Origin of the sequence: Cypionkella sinensis, from assembly GCF_042646385.1 — a bacterium.
Classification (GTDB): domain Bacteria; phylum Pseudomonadota; class Alphaproteobacteria; order Rhodobacterales; family Rhodobacteraceae; genus Cypionkella; species Cypionkella sinensis.
Map to the genome: position 1 here is coordinate 1,165,990 of NZ_JBHRTO010000001.1, position 16,086 is coordinate 1,182,075.

At 62.4% G+C, this 16,086-nt stretch carries 16 protein-coding genes and 1 tRNA gene; 7 read left to right on the forward strand and 10 right to left on the reverse strand.

Annotation, left to right across the window (positions count from 1 at the left end; all coding sequences use genetic code 11):
- Positions 1 to 72 precede the first annotated feature (72 nt).
- Both ACFOGH_RS05835 and ypfJ read right to left on the reverse strand, forming a co-directional pair.
- Positions 73 to 156: transfer RNA gene (locus ACFOGH_RS05835), tRNA-Leu, on the reverse strand.
- 126 nt (positions 157 to 282) lie between these two features.
- Positions 283 to 1,143: a KPN_02809 family neutral zinc metallopeptidase gene (gene ypfJ, locus ACFOGH_RS05840; RefSeq protein ID WP_380072125.1), complete on the reverse strand. Its 861-nt coding sequence runs from the start codon at positions 1,141 to 1,143 to the stop codon at positions 283 to 285.
- Between the two features lie 121 nt (positions 1,144 to 1,264).
- Here ypfJ and ACFOGH_RS05845 point away from each other — a divergent pair, with 121 nt between their 5' ends.
- From ACFOGH_RS05845 to ACFOGH_RS05855, 3 genes are all read left to right on the forward strand, one after another.
- A complete protein-coding gene (locus ACFOGH_RS05845) occupies positions 1,265 to 1,849 on the forward strand; it encodes a YqaA family protein (RefSeq protein WP_380072127.1) in 585 nt (194 codons plus the stop codon).
- Positions 1,850 to 1,856: 7 nt separating this feature from the next.
- Positions 1,857 to 2,318: a disulfide bond formation protein B gene (locus tag ACFOGH_RS05850; protein WP_380072128.1), complete on the forward strand. Its 462-nt coding sequence runs from the start codon at positions 1,857 to 1,859 to the stop codon at positions 2,316 to 2,318.
- Between the two features lie 102 nt (positions 2,319 to 2,420).
- Complete coding sequence (locus ACFOGH_RS05855; RefSeq protein WP_380072129.1) at positions 2,421 to 3,110, forward strand: ankyrin repeat domain-containing protein; 690 nt, start codon at positions 2,421 to 2,423, stop codon at positions 3,108 to 3,110.
- A 274-nt stretch (positions 3,111 to 3,384) separates the two neighbouring features.
- Here the strand turns inward: ACFOGH_RS05855 and ACFOGH_RS05860 are convergent, their stop codons facing one another.
- A complete protein-coding gene (locus tag ACFOGH_RS05860; protein WP_380072130.1) occupies positions 3,385 to 4,371 on the reverse strand; it encodes an LLM class flavin-dependent oxidoreductase in 987 nt (328 codons plus the stop codon).
- Positions 4,372 to 4,619: 248 nt separating this feature from the next.
- Here ACFOGH_RS05860 and ACFOGH_RS05865 point away from each other — a divergent pair, with 248 nt between their 5' ends.
- Positions 4,620 to 5,219 (forward strand): hypothetical protein, encoded by a 600-nt coding sequence (locus ACFOGH_RS05865; protein ID WP_380072131.1) that lies wholly within the window; start codon positions 4,620 to 4,622, stop codon positions 5,217 to 5,219.
- Between the two features lie 21 nt (positions 5,220 to 5,240).
- Here ACFOGH_RS05865 and preA read toward each other — a convergent pair whose 3' ends face one another.
- Positions 5,241 to 6,542, reverse strand: coding sequence for an NAD-dependent dihydropyrimidine dehydrogenase subunit PreA (preA, locus tag ACFOGH_RS05870; protein ID WP_380072132.1), 1,302 nt, complete (start codon positions 6,540 to 6,542; stop codon positions 5,241 to 5,243).
- A 10-nt stretch (positions 6,543 to 6,552) separates the two neighbouring features.
- Complete coding sequence (locus tag ACFOGH_RS05875) at positions 6,553 to 7,857, reverse strand: NAD(P)-dependent oxidoreductase (protein ID WP_380072133.1); 1,305 nt, start codon at positions 7,855 to 7,857, stop codon at positions 6,553 to 6,555.
- A 215-nt stretch (positions 7,858 to 8,072) separates the two neighbouring features.
- On the opposite strand from ACFOGH_RS05875, the gene accB reads away from it, so the two are divergent.
- The 3 genes from accB to aat all read left to right on the forward strand — a co-directional run bounded on the left by accB (position 8,073) and on the right by aat (position 10,887).
- The gene (accB, locus tag ACFOGH_RS05880) at positions 8,073 to 8,567 is read left to right on the forward strand and encodes an acetyl-CoA carboxylase biotin carboxyl carrier protein (RefSeq protein ID WP_380072134.1); all 495 of its coding nucleotides are present in this window, start codon (positions 8,073 to 8,075) and stop codon (positions 8,565 to 8,567) included.
- Positions 8,568 to 8,571: 4 nt separating this feature from the next.
- Positions 8,572 to 9,921: an acetyl-CoA carboxylase biotin carboxylase subunit gene (gene accC, locus ACFOGH_RS05885; protein WP_380072135.1), complete on the forward strand. Its 1,350-nt coding sequence runs from the start codon at positions 8,572 to 8,574 to the stop codon at positions 9,919 to 9,921.
- Between the two features lie 321 nt (positions 9,922 to 10,242).
- The gene (aat, locus tag ACFOGH_RS05890; RefSeq protein WP_380072136.1) at positions 10,243 to 10,887 is read left to right on the forward strand and encodes a leucyl/phenylalanyl-tRNA--protein transferase; all 645 of its coding nucleotides are present in this window, start codon (positions 10,243 to 10,245) and stop codon (positions 10,885 to 10,887) included.
- Here aat and ACFOGH_RS05895 read toward each other — a convergent pair.
- The 5 genes from ACFOGH_RS05895 to clpX all read right to left on the reverse strand — a co-directional run bounded on the left by ACFOGH_RS05895 (position 10,836) and on the right by clpX (position 15,950).
- Positions 10,836 to 11,291, reverse strand: a complete 456-nt coding sequence (locus tag ACFOGH_RS05895) for a DUF2155 domain-containing protein (protein WP_380072137.1) — start codon at positions 11,289 to 11,291, stop codon at positions 10,836 to 10,838. The two genes, aat and ACFOGH_RS05895, sit on opposite strands and share 52 nt — an antisense overlap.
- The gene (gene mlaD / locus ACFOGH_RS05900) at positions 11,288 to 11,770 is read right to left on the reverse strand and encodes an outer membrane lipid asymmetry maintenance protein MlaD (protein ID WP_380072138.1); all 483 of its coding nucleotides are present in this window, start codon (positions 11,768 to 11,770) and stop codon (positions 11,288 to 11,290) included. Before mlaD ends, ACFOGH_RS05895 begins: the two co-directional genes overlap by 4 nt.
- Positions 11,771 to 11,806: 36 nt before the next feature.
- Positions 11,807 to 12,181, reverse strand: coding sequence for an NADH:ubiquinone oxidoreductase subunit NDUFA12 (locus ACFOGH_RS05905; protein ID WP_380072139.1), 375 nt, complete (start codon positions 12,179 to 12,181; stop codon positions 11,807 to 11,809).
- A gap of 330 nt (positions 12,182 to 12,511) precedes the next feature.
- Positions 12,512 to 14,254: a hypothetical protein gene (locus tag ACFOGH_RS05910; protein ID WP_380072140.1), complete on the reverse strand. Its 1,743-nt coding sequence runs from the start codon at positions 14,252 to 14,254 to the stop codon at positions 12,512 to 12,514.
- Between the two features lie 430 nt (positions 14,255 to 14,684).
- A complete protein-coding gene (gene clpX, locus ACFOGH_RS05915; RefSeq protein ID WP_380072141.1) occupies positions 14,685 to 15,950 on the reverse strand; it encodes an ATP-dependent Clp protease ATP-binding subunit ClpX in 1,266 nt (421 codons plus the stop codon).
- Positions 15,951 to 16,086 lie beyond the last annotated feature (136 nt).

Here is a 16,086-nt window from a genome sequence, read left to right on the forward strand (position 1 = left end):
CGGAAAACCCAAGGTTTCGCAGCTGCAAATTTCCCTATTTTTCCTGAATAGCGCCCAAACAGGGAAATTGAGTGGTACGGGCGGCCGGACTCGAACCGGCACTTCTTGCGAAAGCAGATTTTGAGTCTGCCGCGTCTACCATTCCGCCACGCCCGCACATTGCACACTTCGCGGTAGCGACCGCAAACGGTCCGAAGTGTCAGGGCCATACAGCCCCTCTGAGGCGCGGTTTAGCCGCGCCCCGTGGCGGCGTCAACAGGCTTTGCGCGCCGCGCGCCCCGGTTAAAGGCTATTCGCGCGGAACGTGTCACAGGCGCTGAGCTGCCCAGACTTCAGCCCGGTGATGAACCATTTCGAGCGCTGCGCCGAGGTGCCATGGGTAAAGCTTTCCGGCATCGGCACCCGGCCCGCGTTGCGCTGCAAGGTATCGTCACCGATTTGCTTGGCGGCGTTGATGGCCTCGTCAAAGTCGCCCTTTTCGATCGCGCCATAGGTCTGTTGCACTTCGCGCGCCCAGATGCCCGCCAGACAATCGGCCTGCAATTCGATGCGCACCGAGATTTCGTTGCTGTCGGCCTCGGATGATTGGCTGCGAATCTCGTTGGCCTTGCTCAGAATCCCCAGCTCGTCCTGCACGTGATGGCCAATCTCATGCGCCACGACGTAGGCCATGGCGAAATCACCGCCTGCGCCCAATTGCCGCGACATGGTGGTGAAGAAATCGGTGTCGAGGTAAACCTTCTTGTCACCGGGGCAATAGAACGGTCCCGTCGCCCCCGAGGCATCGCCGCAGGGCGAACGGGTGATGCCTTTGTACAGCACCAAGGTCGCGGGCGTGTAGGTTTCACCCAGTTGCTGCTTGAAGATGTTCGCCCAGATTTCTTCGGTATCGGCCAGCACGACCGAGACAAACTGGCCCGCCTGCTGATCGGCCTCGCTGATTTCAACCGGCGCGCCGGACTGCTGGGTCTGGGTTTGGCCATCGTTCAGCAATGGCGTCAGGTCGATACCCAGGAAATAGCCGATCACCACCACGGCAATCACACCGATGCCCCCCGCGCCGCCAATGCTGGCCCCGCGCGAGCCGCGCATGCTGCGCCGATCTTCGATATTGCCGCTGCCTCTGCGTCCGCGCCATTCCATCCGATGTCCCCCTTCGTGATGCTGGTAACTTATCCGTCAACGCCCGAAGTGCAAACAGGTTGCGCGCCCCCTTGACCCCAAGCCCCCGCATGGCCATTGAAGCCAAAACGCGGAGGCTTTGATGTTTCGCAAGCTATATGACTGGACGCTGCGTTGGGCAGGCTCGCGCTATGCCGAGCCTGCGATGGGTGCTGTGTCGTTTGTCGAAAGCTCGGTGTTTCCGATCCCCGCCGATGTGTTGTTCATTCCGATGTGCCTGTCGCGCCCGGATCGGGTGTGGCGCTATGCGTTGATTGCGACGATCACTTCGGTTCTGGGCGGGGTGTTCGGTTGGCTGATCGGGCATTATGCGTTTGACCTGCTGGCGCGTCCGGCGCTGGAGTTCTACGGCAAGCTGGCGGCGTTCGAGACGCTGAAATCGCAGACCGGCGATCTGGCGATTCTGGTGATGCTGATCACCTCGGGGCTGACGCATTTGCCGCCGATGAAGGTGGTCACGATTCTGTCAGGGGTGGTGTCATTCGATCTGAAATGGTTCATCCTGTCGGCCATCGTGGCACGCGGCGGGCGGTTCTATCTGCTGGCTTGGGCGCTGCAGCGCTATGGTGTGCGGATGACCGGCTTTATTGAGCGGCGGATGACGGCGATTGTGGCGGGGTTGATCTTGGTGGGCGGGCTGATCTGGCTGGCCACGCGGATGATGTGAGGCTTTGATGACGCGAAATTCCTTGATCTGGATCGCCACGCTCGGCTCGGCCTTGTTGTTGGGCGGAGCGCTGGCGTTCCAGTATGCGGGCGGGTTGATACCCTGCGTGCTGTGCATCTATCAGCGTTGGCCGCATGGGGTGGCGGTGCTGATCGGGCTGTTGGCGCTGCGCAGCCGGGGCGCGGGCTTGCCGCTGCTGGGGATGCTGGCGGCGGCCACCACGGCGGGGATCGGGTTTTACCATGCCGGGGTTGAACTCGGCTGGTTCGCGGGGCTCGCGACCTGCACCGTTGATACCTTGCAGGGGGTGAGCGCGGGCGATCTTTTGAACACCGATATTGTGGTCGGCAAGCCGGTGCGTTGCGATGCGGTGCCGTGGGCGATGCTGGGGGTGTCGATGGCGGGGTGGAATGCGATCTTGTCGAGCTTTCTGGCGGTGGTCTGGGGCTTGGCTGCGCGGAAATCGTGACAGTCCCGGTGTGGGACCATTTTTCGCAGCAATGAAATCAAACGCTTGGTGTTCTGCCGTTTGGAAATTGTTAAGCTTTGCCGCGCGTGGCATGGTGGCGGGATGACAGATAAGCCACCCTTGAAACCCCGGTCTTTCGCAGCCCCTCTGGGTGATTTGCGCGGCCGTGGCCTGTTCTGGCTGCGGCTGGTCTGGCGGATTGCCGGACGGGCCGTGTTGCAACTGCGTGCGGTTTCCCCTGCCCTGCCGCCTGCCAAGCCTTCCGCCGCGCCGATCGCCGATCCTGATCAGGTCATCGAGGCGCTGCAAACCGGCGAAGTGGATTTTCTGGTTGGGTTGGGGCCAGAGTTCGCCGCCAGTATTGACGCGCAAAGCGGTCAGCCTTGGCTGTTCCATGCGATTGATCTGGGCTCATTGGCCAGCCTGCACTGGTTTCTGGCACAGGGCGTGGATTTGGCCAGCCGCGACAAGGCGGGCCGCCTGCCCCTGCAAGCGGCGGTGGAGCGCGCGGCGGCGGTGGATGAGTTTGACGATGCGCCGGAAGATCCGCTGGCGCTGATCGACGCGCTGCTGGAGGCTGGGGCGCAGATCAATGCGGCATCGGCCCAAGGGCTGACGGCGCTGCATGTGGCGGCGGCTTTGGGGCTGCTGGATGTGGTCACGCTGCTGCTGGAGCGTGGTGCGGATGCCAACCTGCGGGATGAGGGTTTTGCGGGGTCAACCGCGCTAGATTATGCTGTGCAAGCGCGGCAAGAGGCGGTGGCAGAGGTGCTGCGCGCGGAAGCACCGTAGGACGCACAGGTAATCAAGCACTTGCTTGCAGACAGTCCGGGCGGAGACAGGAAACGCATTGCGTTTCCCCGCCCGCGTGTGCGGTTTCAGTCTGTAGTCGGGGACGCCTGAAACCCACTGAGGCCAGTGCCCGACCCGGCGGGCGAGAAGCGCCCGCCATTGGCGGGTCGGGCGCTGGCCGGGCCTTTGAGGCCCGGCGGTTTCAGCGACCCCTGCACCGCATGGCGAAGGCGATGGCCTCCGCCACGTTACACTACGTGAGATTAGACCCCGCCTAGCCGTTCAGCCCGCGCATCACCTCGCCCGCGATCTCGAACGACCGCAGCCGCGCGGCATGGTCGTGGATCATGCCGGTCAGCATGATCTCATCCGGGGCATAGGTTTCGATCAACCCGGCCAACTGGCCGCGCAAGGTGGTGGGCGAGCCGACGGCGGCGCAGGACAGGGCATGTTCGACTTCGGCCCGCATTTGCGGGCTGACCTCGGACAGATCATGCGACGGGCGCGGCAGTTTGCCGGGGCGCCCCGTGCGCAGCCGCGAGAAGGCCAGCACTTGCGACGAGCGTAGATATTCCGCCTCGGCATCGGTCTCTGCAGCGGCAATGCCTGCGAGCAACATGAAATGCGGCTTCTCGAGCCATTGCGATGGGCGGAACGTGGCGCGGTAGGTTTCCACCGCCTGCGCCAGCATGGCGGGCGCGAAATGGCTGGCAAAGGCATAGGGCAAGCCCAGATAGGCCGCGAGTTGCGCGCCATACAGGCTGGAGCCCAAGATCCAGACCGGAACCTGCGTGCCCTCGCCCGGCACCGCGCGGATGCGGGCGTCGGGGTGCGGCGCGTCAAGGTAGTTGATCAGTTCCAGCACATCCTCGGGGAATTGATCCGAGGATTCCATATGGCGGCGCAGGGCGCGTGCTGTGCCCTGATCGGTGCCGGGGGCGCGGCCCAAGCCAAGGTCGATACGGTCGGGGTAGAGCGTGGCAAGGGTGCCAAACTGCTCGGCAATCACCAAGGGCGCATGGTTGGGCAGCATGATGCCGCCCGCGCCGACGCGAATGGTCTTGGTGCCGCCCGCAACATGGCCAATGACGATGGAGGTGGCCGCCGAAGCAATCCCCGGCATGTTGTGATGCTCGGCCAGCCAGAAGCGGTGATAGCCCCAAGCCTCGGCATGTCGGGCAAGGTCCAGCGTGTTGGCAAGCGCCTCGGCGGCGGTATGGCCTTCGGGAACCGGGGACAGATCGAGGAGCGAGTACTGCATGGGAAACTTCTTGTTGGGAGGCGCGGCTTCGGGGGCCGATCCGGCCCGTCGCGGTTTCTATACAGTTGGGTTCAGTTTGTGAAAAAGAAAAGGGTCTGCAAGGATTTATCTGGTGTGTGCAAGGCAAGGCTTTGCAGATCATGGCAAAATCGCGGCAAGTGCATCGAAAGCTTTGGGCTTTGTGCCTGCGGGGCGTGCCGTTTTCTGCTAGGGTCGAGGGTGGGGGCGACTGTAGAAAGGGCATGGCGATGGGACTGATCTCGTCACTTGCGGCGCCATCAGGTGCGCAAATTCAGGGGCTGGCCGTAAGGCCTGTGGCGCGCATCGCGGCGCAGGGTGGCGTTGGGGACGATGCGCATACGGCGCGCCTGCTTGGCGGTGCAGAACTGCCTGCTGAGGCCAATCTTCGCCCCGTGCTGCCCCCTGCGGCCAGTGAGGCGATCTTCAAGGGGCTGTTGCCGATGCATCCGGGCACGGCAGAGGCAAATGGCACGGCGATTGCGCCGGAAACCGAGGTGGATGGCATCAGTCTTGACGGTATCCCTTATCTGAACGATGGCGCGGTGCTGCTGGATGATCTGCCGAAAAGCGCAAGCGCCGCTCCGGTGACATCGGCCCCGGATGAAACCGCCGCCGCCGCGATGGCTTTGGTAGCAGCCCAGCCGATGCGCCCCGAGGTTGAGGCGACAGCCCCGCCCGAGCAGGTGCTGTCCGAACAAGCCGAGCGTGCCTATCAGGAAGAGCGTGAGATTTCCGCCCTGCCCGGCGATGCGCCTGCCGAAGCAGAGGAGCCACCCGCGCCGCTGACAGACAACGCCAAACCAGACCATGTGGACACGCGCGCCTGATCTGGCGCGCGTGACGCAGCCTTATTCGGCGGCGGTGGCGGTGGGGTTGTTCGGATGCGTCGTCCAGTTGGCATAATCGCTGACCGGCCGGCCGGTGCGTTCGTCGATCGCCCCCTTCGGCAGTTCCACCATGGTGATGCAGTTTTCCACCGGGCAGACGTTGACGCAAAGGTTGCAGGCGACGCATTCCTCGTCCTTGACGGTGAAGGTGCGATCCGCACTCATCGCGATGGCTTGGTGGCTGGTATCCTCGCAGGCGGCATAGCAGCGCCCGCATTTGATGCAATCGTCTTGGCTGATGTGGGCTTTGGTGACGTAATTCAGGTTCAAGAATTGCCAATCGGTGACATTCGGCACCGCACGTCCCACCAGTTCTGACGTGCTGGTCATGCCCTTTTCGTCCATATATTCGGACAGACCCGAAATCATTTCCTGCACGATCTTGAAGCCATAGGTCATCGCCGCCGTGCAGACCTGCACATTGCCCGCGCCAAGCGCCATGAATTCCGCCGCATCGCGCCAAGTGGTGACGCCACCGATGCCGGAAATCGGCAGCCCGTGGGTTTCGCGGCTTCTGGCGATTTCCGCCACCATGTTTAGCGCAATCGGCTTCACCGCCGGGCCGCAATAGCCGCCGTGGGTGCCTTTGCCGTCGATCGTCGGCTCTGGCGCAAAGCTGTCGAGGTTCACCGACGTAATCGAGTTGATCGTGTTGATCAGCGAAACCGCATCCGCCCCGCCGCGCTTGGCGGCCTCGGCGGGTTTGCGGATGTCGGTGATATTCGGTGTCAGCTTGACGATCACCGGCATCCGGGTGTGCTTTTTGCACCAGCGCGTCACCATCTCGATATATTCAGGCACCTGACCCACGGCGCCGCCCATGCCGCGCTCGGCCATGCCATGCGGGCAGCCGAAGTTGAGTTCCACCCCGTCGGCCTCGGTATCTTCGAGATGACCAAGAATGTCGCGCCAACTGTCCTCATCACAGGGCACCATCAGGCTGATGATCATCGCGCGGTCTTTATAGTCACGCTTCACTGCCTTGATTTCGCGCAGATTGACCTCCAAAGGCCGGTCGGTGATCAGTTCGATGTTGTTCAGGCCCAAAAGGCGGCGATCCGCACCCCAGATCGCGCCATAGCGCGGGCCGTTGACGTTGACCACCGGCGGGCCTTCGGCGCCAAGGGTTTTCCAGACCACACCGCCCCAGCCAGCCTCAAACGCGCGGCGCACGTTGACCTCTTTGTCAGTCGGCGGCGCAGAGGCCAGCCAGAACGGGTTGGGGGATTTGATGCCGATGAAATTGGTTGTCAGATTTGCCATGATGTTCCCCTTACGCCATCAAGCTTGCATGAATGGCTTCCGCCGCATCGCGACCCTCGGCCACGGCGGTCACCGTCAGATCTTCGCCACCCGCGGCGCAATCGCCGCCTGCCCAGACCTTGCCCTGCTGTTTCACCAGCTTGGCACCATCCTTGGCAATCGGAGCAGCGGTCAGCGTCTGGCCAATCGCCTTGAACACCTGATCGGCCTTCAGGGTGAAGGTTTCACCCATCTCAAGCCCATTCGGGCCGTCATGGGTATAGGCAAACTCGACGCCTTCCACCGCAGCGCTGCCCAGAACCTTGACGGGAGCCGCGCCATAAATAATCCGCACGCCGCTTTGCGTCGCGTGGTCCTGCTCATACTCCGAAGCACTCATCTTATCTTTGCCACGGCGATAGACCATCGTGACTGAGTTCGCACCCAACAGCTTGGATTGCACGGCGGCATCAACCGCCGTCATGCCGCCACCGATCACCACCACATCACGGCCCACGGCGACCGAGGCTTTGTCGGACTGGCGCAGTTCGGCAATGAAATCAACCGCATTGCGCACCCCGGCAAGGTCTTCCCCCGCCGCCCGCAGTGCGTTGACGCCAGCCAGACCGATGCCAAGGAACACCGCGTCATAATCGGCCTGCAACGCCTCAAGCGTCACATGATGGCCCAGTTCCACCCCGGTTTTCATCGTAATGCCGCCGATCTTCAGCAGCCATTCGACCTCGCGCGCGGCGAAATTATCGGGGGTCTTGTAGGTGGCGATGCCGTATTCGTTCAGACCACCGGGCTTGGCGCGGCGTTCAAACACCACCACGTCATGCCCCTTCATCGCCAGGCGATGCGCGCAGGCCAGACCCGCAGGCCCTGCCCCCACCACCGCGATACGCTTACCCGTTGAGGCCGCGCGCGTGAACGGATGCACACCTTTGGCCATAAGCGTATCGGTGGCAAAGCGCTGCAAGCGCCCGATCTCAACGGGCTTACCCTCGGCGGTTTCACGCACACAAGACTCTTCACACAACTGCTCGGTCGGACAGACGCGAGCACACATGCCGCCAAGGATATTTTGCGCAAAGATCGTCTTGGCTGCCGCATCGGGTGTGCCCGTGGCGATCTGGCGAATGAACAAAGGGATGTCGATGCTGGTCGGGCAAGCCGTCATACAGGGCGCATCATGGCAGAAATAGCAGCGATCTGCCGCCACCCGCGCCTCGTGCCGGTCAAACACCGGCTGAACATCGGAAAAATTGTCGGTGTAGGCGGCAGGTGGCAGGCGATCTGCCACGACGCCGGGGGTCAACGGGCTATTGGACAAGGCGGTGCCTCCCTTGGCTATGTTGTTTTTTTGAGGCTGGCACAGCTTTATTTTTTTATCAAACGGTAAATTTTACGCGAGACAGTTTTTTTGCCCCCAAACCGCCGCGACCGATGTTGGGCCTTTTTTCTAGGCGCTTGTCTATGTATAAGTGCCCGATCAAGGTGCGGATATGGCCCATCCAGCGCCCTCAAATGACGCCAAAAGAGGACGGCATGAGCAAACAATCTTCCGACGCAGACGTTGCGTTTATCTCGGCTCTGGCAGAGCTTTTGAACAAGAATGACCTGACCGAACTGTCGGTGAAACGCGAATATGCCGAGGATGACAGCCTTGAAGTGCGCGTCGTCAAACAGGCCAATATCGTGCAGGTCGCAGCCGCAGCGCCAACGATGCAATATGCACCGGCCCCTGCTGCCGCTGCGGCCCCGGCTGCCGCTGCCGCCCCGGTTGCGCATGAAGACCCCGCACAGCATCCCGGCGCTTTGACCTCGCCCATGGTCGGCACCGCCTATCTGTCGGCTGAACCGGGGGCTGCGCCCTTTGTCAGCGTGGGGTCGACCGTGAGCGAAGGCCAGACCGTGCTGATCATCGAAGCGATGAAAACCATGAACCACATCCCGGCACAGCGCGCGGGCACGGTGAAGCGTATTCTGGTCGCCGACGGCAATTCTGTCGAATACGGCGCGCCGCTGATGATCATCGAGTAAGCCGATGTTTGAAAAAATCCTGATCGCCAACCGGGGCGAGATCGCCCTTCGCGTGATCCGCGCTTGCCGCGAGATGGGGATCAAATCGGTCGCCGTGCATTCCACCGCCGACGCCGATGCGATGCATGTGCGGATGGCGGATGAATCTGTCTGTATCGGTCCGGCCTCGTCCACCGACAGCTATTTGTCGAAAGCCGCGATCATCTCGGCCTGCGAGATCACCGGCGCGCAGGCGGTGCATCCGGGTTATGGCTTTTTGTCGGAAAACGCCAGCTTTGCGCAGGCTTTGGAAGATCACGGCATCACCTTTATCGGCCCCAAGGCCGAGCATATCCGCATCATGGGCGACAAGATCACCGCCAAGATCACCGCGAAAGATCTGGGGATTCCGGTGGTACCGGGCTCGGACGGTGGTGTGGCGGATTTTGAGACGGCTGTGGGCGTGGCAGCGGGCATCGGCTTTCCGGTGATCATCAAGGCCACGGCGGGCGGCGGTGGGCGCGGCATGAAGGTCGCGCGCAATGCCGAGGAGTTGGAGATCGCCTTCCGCACCGCGCGATCGGAATCCAAGGCCGCGTTCGGCAATGATGAAGTCTATATCGAGAAATATCTGCAAAAGCCGCGTCACATCGAAATTCAGGTGTTCGGTGACGGCAAGGGCCGCGCCGTGCATCTGGGTGAGCGGGATTGCAGCCTGCAGCGTCGGCACCAGAAAGTGTTCGAGGAGGCCCCCGGCCCCTGCATCACGCCTGCGATGCGCGCCAAGATCGGCAAGACTTGCGCCGATGCGGTGGCCAAGATCAACTATATCGGCGCTGGCACCATCGAGTTCCTGTATGAAGATGGCGAGTTCTTCTTCATCGAGATGAACACCCGTTTGCAGGTGGAACATCCGGTGACAGAGGCGATCTTTGGTGTCGACCTTGTGCGCGAGCAGATCCGCGTTGCGGCTGGCATGGAGATGTCGTTCACGCAGGATGAGTTGGAGATCAACGGCCACGCCATCGAGGTGCGGATCAACGCCGAGCGCCTGCCCGATTTCGCGCCGCGCCCCGGCAAGGTCAAGGTGTTCCACGCCCCCGGTGGTTTGGGCGTGCGGATGGATTCGGCGCTCTATGGCGGCTATTCGATCCCGCCCTATTATGACAGCCTGATCGGCAAGCTGATCGTGCATGGCCGGGATCGGCCCGAGGCTTTGGCGCGGTTGCGGCGGGCTTTGGGTGAGTTGATCATTGACGGGATTGAAACCACCGTGCCGCTGTTTGACATGCTGCTGGCCGAGCCGGATATTCAGACCGGGGATTATGGGATCCACTGGCTGGAGAAATGGCTGGAGAGAACCTTCGGACAGTAAGATATTGGGGCGCCTTCGGGCGCCCTTTTTCATGGTCCCAACTCGGGACTATTTTTTATTGTTTTGGGTCAATGGGTTGAATGTGTCATTTTAACGAAGTTTTAACGATTGGGCGCTGTCTCAGGGCTGCGCCAGACCGCCGGGTGGGCGAGCCACAGAAGTTCTAGGCGGTTTATGGTTCAACCTCCTCCCCCGAAATTCTAGGCGAGACAGCGCAGAAGCGCCCGCCCGAGGGGGCGGTCGGGCGCTGCCCGGCGGCGCATTCGCGCCTTGATTCCGGGCGGGTTGTTTGCTTGAGATGGCGGGAACAAAGGTGCCCCAATGTCCCCTGCCCTGACCCCCGACATCCTGCTGCGCGCCTATGGCATCGGGATTTTTCCGATGGCCGAAAGCCGCGATAATCCTGAGATTCATTGGGTAGACCCGAAACGGCGCGGGGTATTTCCGCTGGAGGGGTTTCATATCTCGCGCTCGCTCGCCAAGCATATCCTGACGGCAGACTATCGCGTGACGGTCAACTCCGCCTTTGCCGAGGTGGTCGCAGGATGTGCGGATCGGCCAGAAACCTGGATCAATGCCGAGATCACGGCGCTTTACACCGCGCTGCACCAGATGGGCCAGGCGCATAGCCTTGAGGTCTGGCAGGAAGATGCGCTGATTGGCGGGGTGTATGGCGTGACTTTGGGGGCGGCGTTCTTTGGCGAAAGCATGTTTTCGCGCCGCACCAATGCGTCAAAAACCGCGCTCGCCTACCTCGTGCATCGGCTGCGGGCGGGCGGGTTCCAGTTGTTTGACACGCAGTTCCTGACGCCGCATCTGGCATCCCTCGGCGCGGTGGAAATCCCGCGGGCCGAGTATCATCGCCGCCTTGCGCAGGCGCAGCAGGCACAGGCCAGCTTTATGCCCAAGGGCTATCAGCCGTTGCCGTCATCGGTGGTGGCGTCGGGGTTATCCTCGGCAGGCTGACCTTCGCCGGGGGTATCCTCGGGCGGGTCCTCGACCTCGGGCAGCACCACGTCTGGCACGGCGCAGCGCAGCACCCAGACATCATAGCGCGCATTGTCCAAAGCCGACAGCGCGGGGCTGGAAGCGGTCATCCAGCCGTTGAACACCGGGTCGGGCACGTTGGAATCGAGAATGGTCAGATGCGCAAAGGCCTCGGCGGCGGGGCTGTCGGGGTAGTAGCGGCAGCCGTCCATCTGCACCGTCAACCGCCCGATTGTCTGCGACTGGCCTTTGGACAGATCAAGATCGGTGACTTTGCCGGTCAGCTTATCCAGCAGGCGCAGCTTCGCGCCGGGGGCCTCGGCGACCTCTTGCGCACTGGCCAAAGTGGCCATCAGACACAGGCAGATCGCCAGCCTTTTCATGGCGTTGTGCTGGAGGCTGCGGGTTTGTCGCCGCCCGAGCCACCGCCCGAGACGAATTTCATCAGCAGCGAAATCAGGCTGACAGAGCCTTGGGTGTCTTCAATCTCATCGCCCGGAGCCAGCACATCTGGCGCGCCACCCGGCACCAGTTCAACGTAATTTCCACCGAGCAAACCCTCGGATGAAATCAGGATGGCGGTATCGGTAGGCAGTTGGATCTTGCTGTCGATGGCGACGGTGGCATCGGCAAAGAAGGTTTCCGGGTTCAGGGTCAGGGCGGTGATGCTGCCGACCTTCACACCCGCCAGCCGGACATCCGACCCCGGCGTGATGCCATCGACCGAGCGGAACGAGGCTTTCAGCGGATAGGTGCCCGCCTGCGCCGACAGGCCATGGCCGCCGGTGGCATAGACCAGAAAGCCGATGGCTGCGGCCAGAACGGCGGCTCCGGCAAGGATTTCGGCGCGATTTTCGCTCATTTCAACGGGCCTATTCGGGCTGTTTAGGGGCGGGCCTTATTCAGGCTGCCATGCCTCGTAGTCGGTGCGCTTGGCCGGGGCATGGGCGCGGATCGAACCGGGGGGGGCATAGGCGGCGGCGGTGCCGGTCAGGTTTTCCTGATGCGGCTGCTCCCAAGGTTTATGCTTCAGCGGCGCTTTGCTGGGCGGTTGATCCCAGGTGAAATGCAACCAGCCGTGCCAATCGGGCGACACGCGGCTGGCCTCGGTTTCGCCGTTGTAGATCACCCAGCGGCGTTTGGCATCTGCGGTCTGGTAATAGATATTGCCCTGCTCATCCTCGCCAACTTTCTGGCCTCGGCGCGCGGTAAAGATCTGGGTGCCCAAAGTCTGGCTGTTCCACCAGGTCAACAGTCGCTTGAGGAAATACATGTAAGCCTCCGCAGGGGTTTCGTCTGATATGGCCGATTGGCGCGGCAAGGTCTAGAGCCGATCTACATTCACGCGCTTGCTTGCGCAGAGGTCCGGGCGGAAACAGGAAACGCATCGCGTTTCCCCGCACGCGTGGGCGGTGTCGCCCTGTAGTCAGTGCCGCAAGAAACCCCCTGAGGCCAGTGTCCGACCCGGCGGGCGAGAAGCGCCCGCCATGGGCGGGTCGGGCGCTGGCCGGGCCTTTGGGGCCCGGCGGTTTCAGTCGCACGTGTATCACGTGGCGAAGGCGATGGCCTTCGCCAGATTGTCCGGGATGACTGTCGATCCGCTCTAGGGGGAACGCAGGCCACGGGCTGCAATCTGCTGCAAGATCGGCAGAAGTTCGGCGGCCTCGCGGCAGACAAGCGCGCCTTCGGCGGCGAGTTGCGCGCCCACGTCCTGCGGCAGCGAGGAATTCGAGCCTTCGGGGATCTGGTTCAGCCGTCCGCCGATCAGGATCGGGGTGCTGAGGCCGTGTTGGTCAAGGCCCGCGCGCAGGGCTTGGTAATAGCTGAGTGCGACGCCGTTATAGGTGGAAATCGCAATGGCGTCGGGGGATTGACTGAGGGTTTGGGCGATCAGCTTGTCGGGGTCGGTCGAGGTGCCGCCATCCAGCGCCGTGGCGCCGATCTGGTGCAGCATCTCGTCGATCAGCATCTTGCCGTGTTCATGCACATCCGAGGTGGCGACGAGAACGCGCAGGTTGATCTGCGGCGGCTGCGCGCCAAGTGCGGCTTTGGCCAGATGGGCGATTTCTTGCAGGATGGTGGCGGGAACGATGGGCGTGCGCCCGCCCATGATGCGGGGGTTTGGGGTGCCCGCGCCATAGGCGGATTCGATGCGGCGACCGCCCAGGCGGCGCAGCGAGAGCAGGCATTCGAACGGGTCTTGCGTATCAATCCCCGCCTCGGTCAGGCCGTGCCAGAGGTTCTGGCGGAAGGCTGCAGCGCCTTGGCGCAGGGTTTGCGACAGGGCCGCGACGGCGGCGGGGTCGATCAGCGGCTGCCATGGATCGGACATTTCGATCAGGCGACCTGCGAAAAGCTGCGCCTCGATCACCTCGTCCACTTCCGGGATGCGCTGGTTTTCGGTGACGGGCACCGGGTTGATGGCGTGGCCGGTGGGGTGCAGGCGCTGGCCGAGGGCATCGACCATCAGGTAAGCCGAAAGTGCCGCCCAGTTCTGCGCCGGGGTGCCGCGATAGGAAGTGGTGTTGCCGTAGATCATCGTGCCGGGGCTGGCACCTTCGGCATGCAGGGCGTGCTGGAAGGCGAGGCGCGCGAGTGGATCGCTGAAGTGGTGGCCAAAGGCATGGCCGATGGGCGCACCGATCAGGGCGGCGATGTCACGCTCCACCAGGATCATCCCCAAAGCGTTGGCAAGATCGGTGAATTGCGCGGCAAAACCGTCGTCGATGTTGGAATGCACCATCACCGGGCGGCTTTGTGCGGCGATCAGGCCAAGGGCTGTGACGGTGGCCGTGGTGGCTTCGATATCGTCGTCATGGCCGGGGACACGGAAGGTGAAGTATTGGCCAAGGTTGCCGATGGCGGTGGCACCTGCGGCGAGGGCGGCTTGGGTGTTTTCCAAGGCGGCGGGGAAGCCGAGGACGAAATCGCCGAAATGGGCGGCGACGGGGGCGGCGTTAGCGAGGGCTGCGAAATCTTCCGGGGTGGGCAGAATCATCCCCGTGCCGCGTTGGGCGCGGGCGCGGATGGCGCGGGGCAACGCCATCGACCAATCCAGACACAGGCCGTAGCGATCCACCCGCGTGCCTTGGGCATCGCAGGCGGCCCAGATCTCGTGATAGGCGCGGATGCTTTTGGCGGGGTCGCGAAAGCCGATCTGGGCATGCTGCATCACGCGGCCCTGCGCAATTGCCGCGCGTTTGTAGTCGAGTTCTGAGGGCGTGTCGTAATGCGTCAGGAAGGCCGAGGGGCCAGTTTGCCATGTTTGGCCGAGTTTGCGGCCGTCGGCGAGAAGGTCTGCGCCTTTCGGCAGATCGGGTTCGGGGAGAAGGTCGCTGCGTTGCATGGCGGGATGATTGGGCAGATCGGCGGGGCTTGCAATGGGGAAGGATTGGGTTTTTCGCCACGCCACCAAGGGATTGATCCGAGGCGGCGCAACGCTGAAATGCTCTGATGCCATCGGTGCAGGCTGTTGAGGTGAAGACCTAACCGACAAAAAACTCTGCGGGGCAGAGTTTTTCGGTGAGTTGCTCATTAGGCCGGAGGCCGTTTGAGCAAGGGGAGTTGGGCAGCCAGCCGACATTTGGGAAATCGGGGCGCGCCTGACTGGCGGGCGCGGAAACGTGCCTGCCGGGGGCAGGCAGGCGCGGCCCGATTTGTCGCGGGACAAATCGGGCAAAAACGATCACCGTTGCGCCTGTTCATCGAGTGAAATAGCGAAAGCCCCGGCGCTTTCGCCGAGGCTTTCTAACACAATACGATGCAAGCGGCGGTGATCAACCCGCCGTCGCAGGCTCTTTCTTCTTCGCTTCGGCATGCACCAGCAAGGGTGCGGCGCCATTGGTCACGGCTTCTTCGTTCACCACAACTTCTTCCACATCATCCATGCCCGGCAGTTCGAACATGGTGTTCAGCAGGATGCCTTCCATGATCGACCGCAGGCCACGCGCGCCGGTTTTGCGTTTGATGGCGCGGTTGGCGATGGCCGAGAGCGCGTCGGGCGTGAAGGTCAGTTTGGTGCCTTCGATGTCGAACAGGCGCTGGTATTGCTTGACCAGAGCATTCTTCGGCTCGGTCAGAATGGTGATCAGCGCGGCCTCGTCCAGATCGGTCAGGGTGGCAATCACCGGCAGACGGCCAACAAATTCCGGGATCAGGCCGAATTTCAACAGATCTTCCGGCTCCAACTCTTGGAACAATTCGCCCGCGCCGCGCTCTTCCGGGTCTTTCACCGCCGCGCCAAAGCCGATGGCCGAGCCTTTGCCGCGTTGCGCGATGATCTTCTCAAGCCCCGAGAACGCCCCGCCACAGATGAACAGGATGTTGGTGGTATCCACTTGCAGGAATTCCTGCTGCGGATGCTTGCGCCCACCTTGCGGCGGCACCGAAGCGACGGTGCCTTCCATGATCTTGAGCAGTGCCTGCTGCACGCCCTCGCCCGACACGTCACGGGTGATCGAGGGGTTGTCCGACTTGCGGGTGATCTTGTCGACCTCGTCGATATAGACGATGCCGCGCTGCGCCCGCTCGACGTTGTATTCGCTGGCTTGCAGCAGTTTCAGGATGATGTTTTCCACATCTTCGCCGACATAGCCCGCTTCTGTCAGCGTCGTGGCATCGGCCATGGTGAAGGGCACGTCGAGAATGCGCGCCAAGGTCTGCGCCAGCAGGGTCTTGCCGCAGCCGGTGGGGCCGATCAACAGGATGTTGGATTTCGACAGCTCGATATCGGTCTTGCTGGCGTGGTTCAGGCGTTTGTAGTGGTTGTGCACCGCCACCGACAACACGCGCTTGGCGTGGATCTGACCGATGACATAATCATCCAGCACCTTGCAGATATCGCGCGGCGTCGGCACGCCATCGGTGGTTTTCAGCCCGGTGGTCTTGGTTTCTTCGCGGATGATGTCCATGCACAGCTCGACACATTCATCGCAGATGAAAACGGTCGGGCCGGCGATCAGCTTGCGGACCTCATGCTGGCTTTTGCCGCAGAAGGAACAGTAGAGCGTATTCTTGCTGTCGCTGCCGGAATTGTTCGCCATGGGTATCCTCTAGCCCTGCGCCCCGAGTGGGCGTTTGAAGGAAGTGTAGGCCAAGGCCCAAACCTCCACAATCCGAAAGTGCCCAACCTTGGGGGTGTGGGCCGAAACTGCCGCCGAGGGTCGCGCCCCCGGCGGC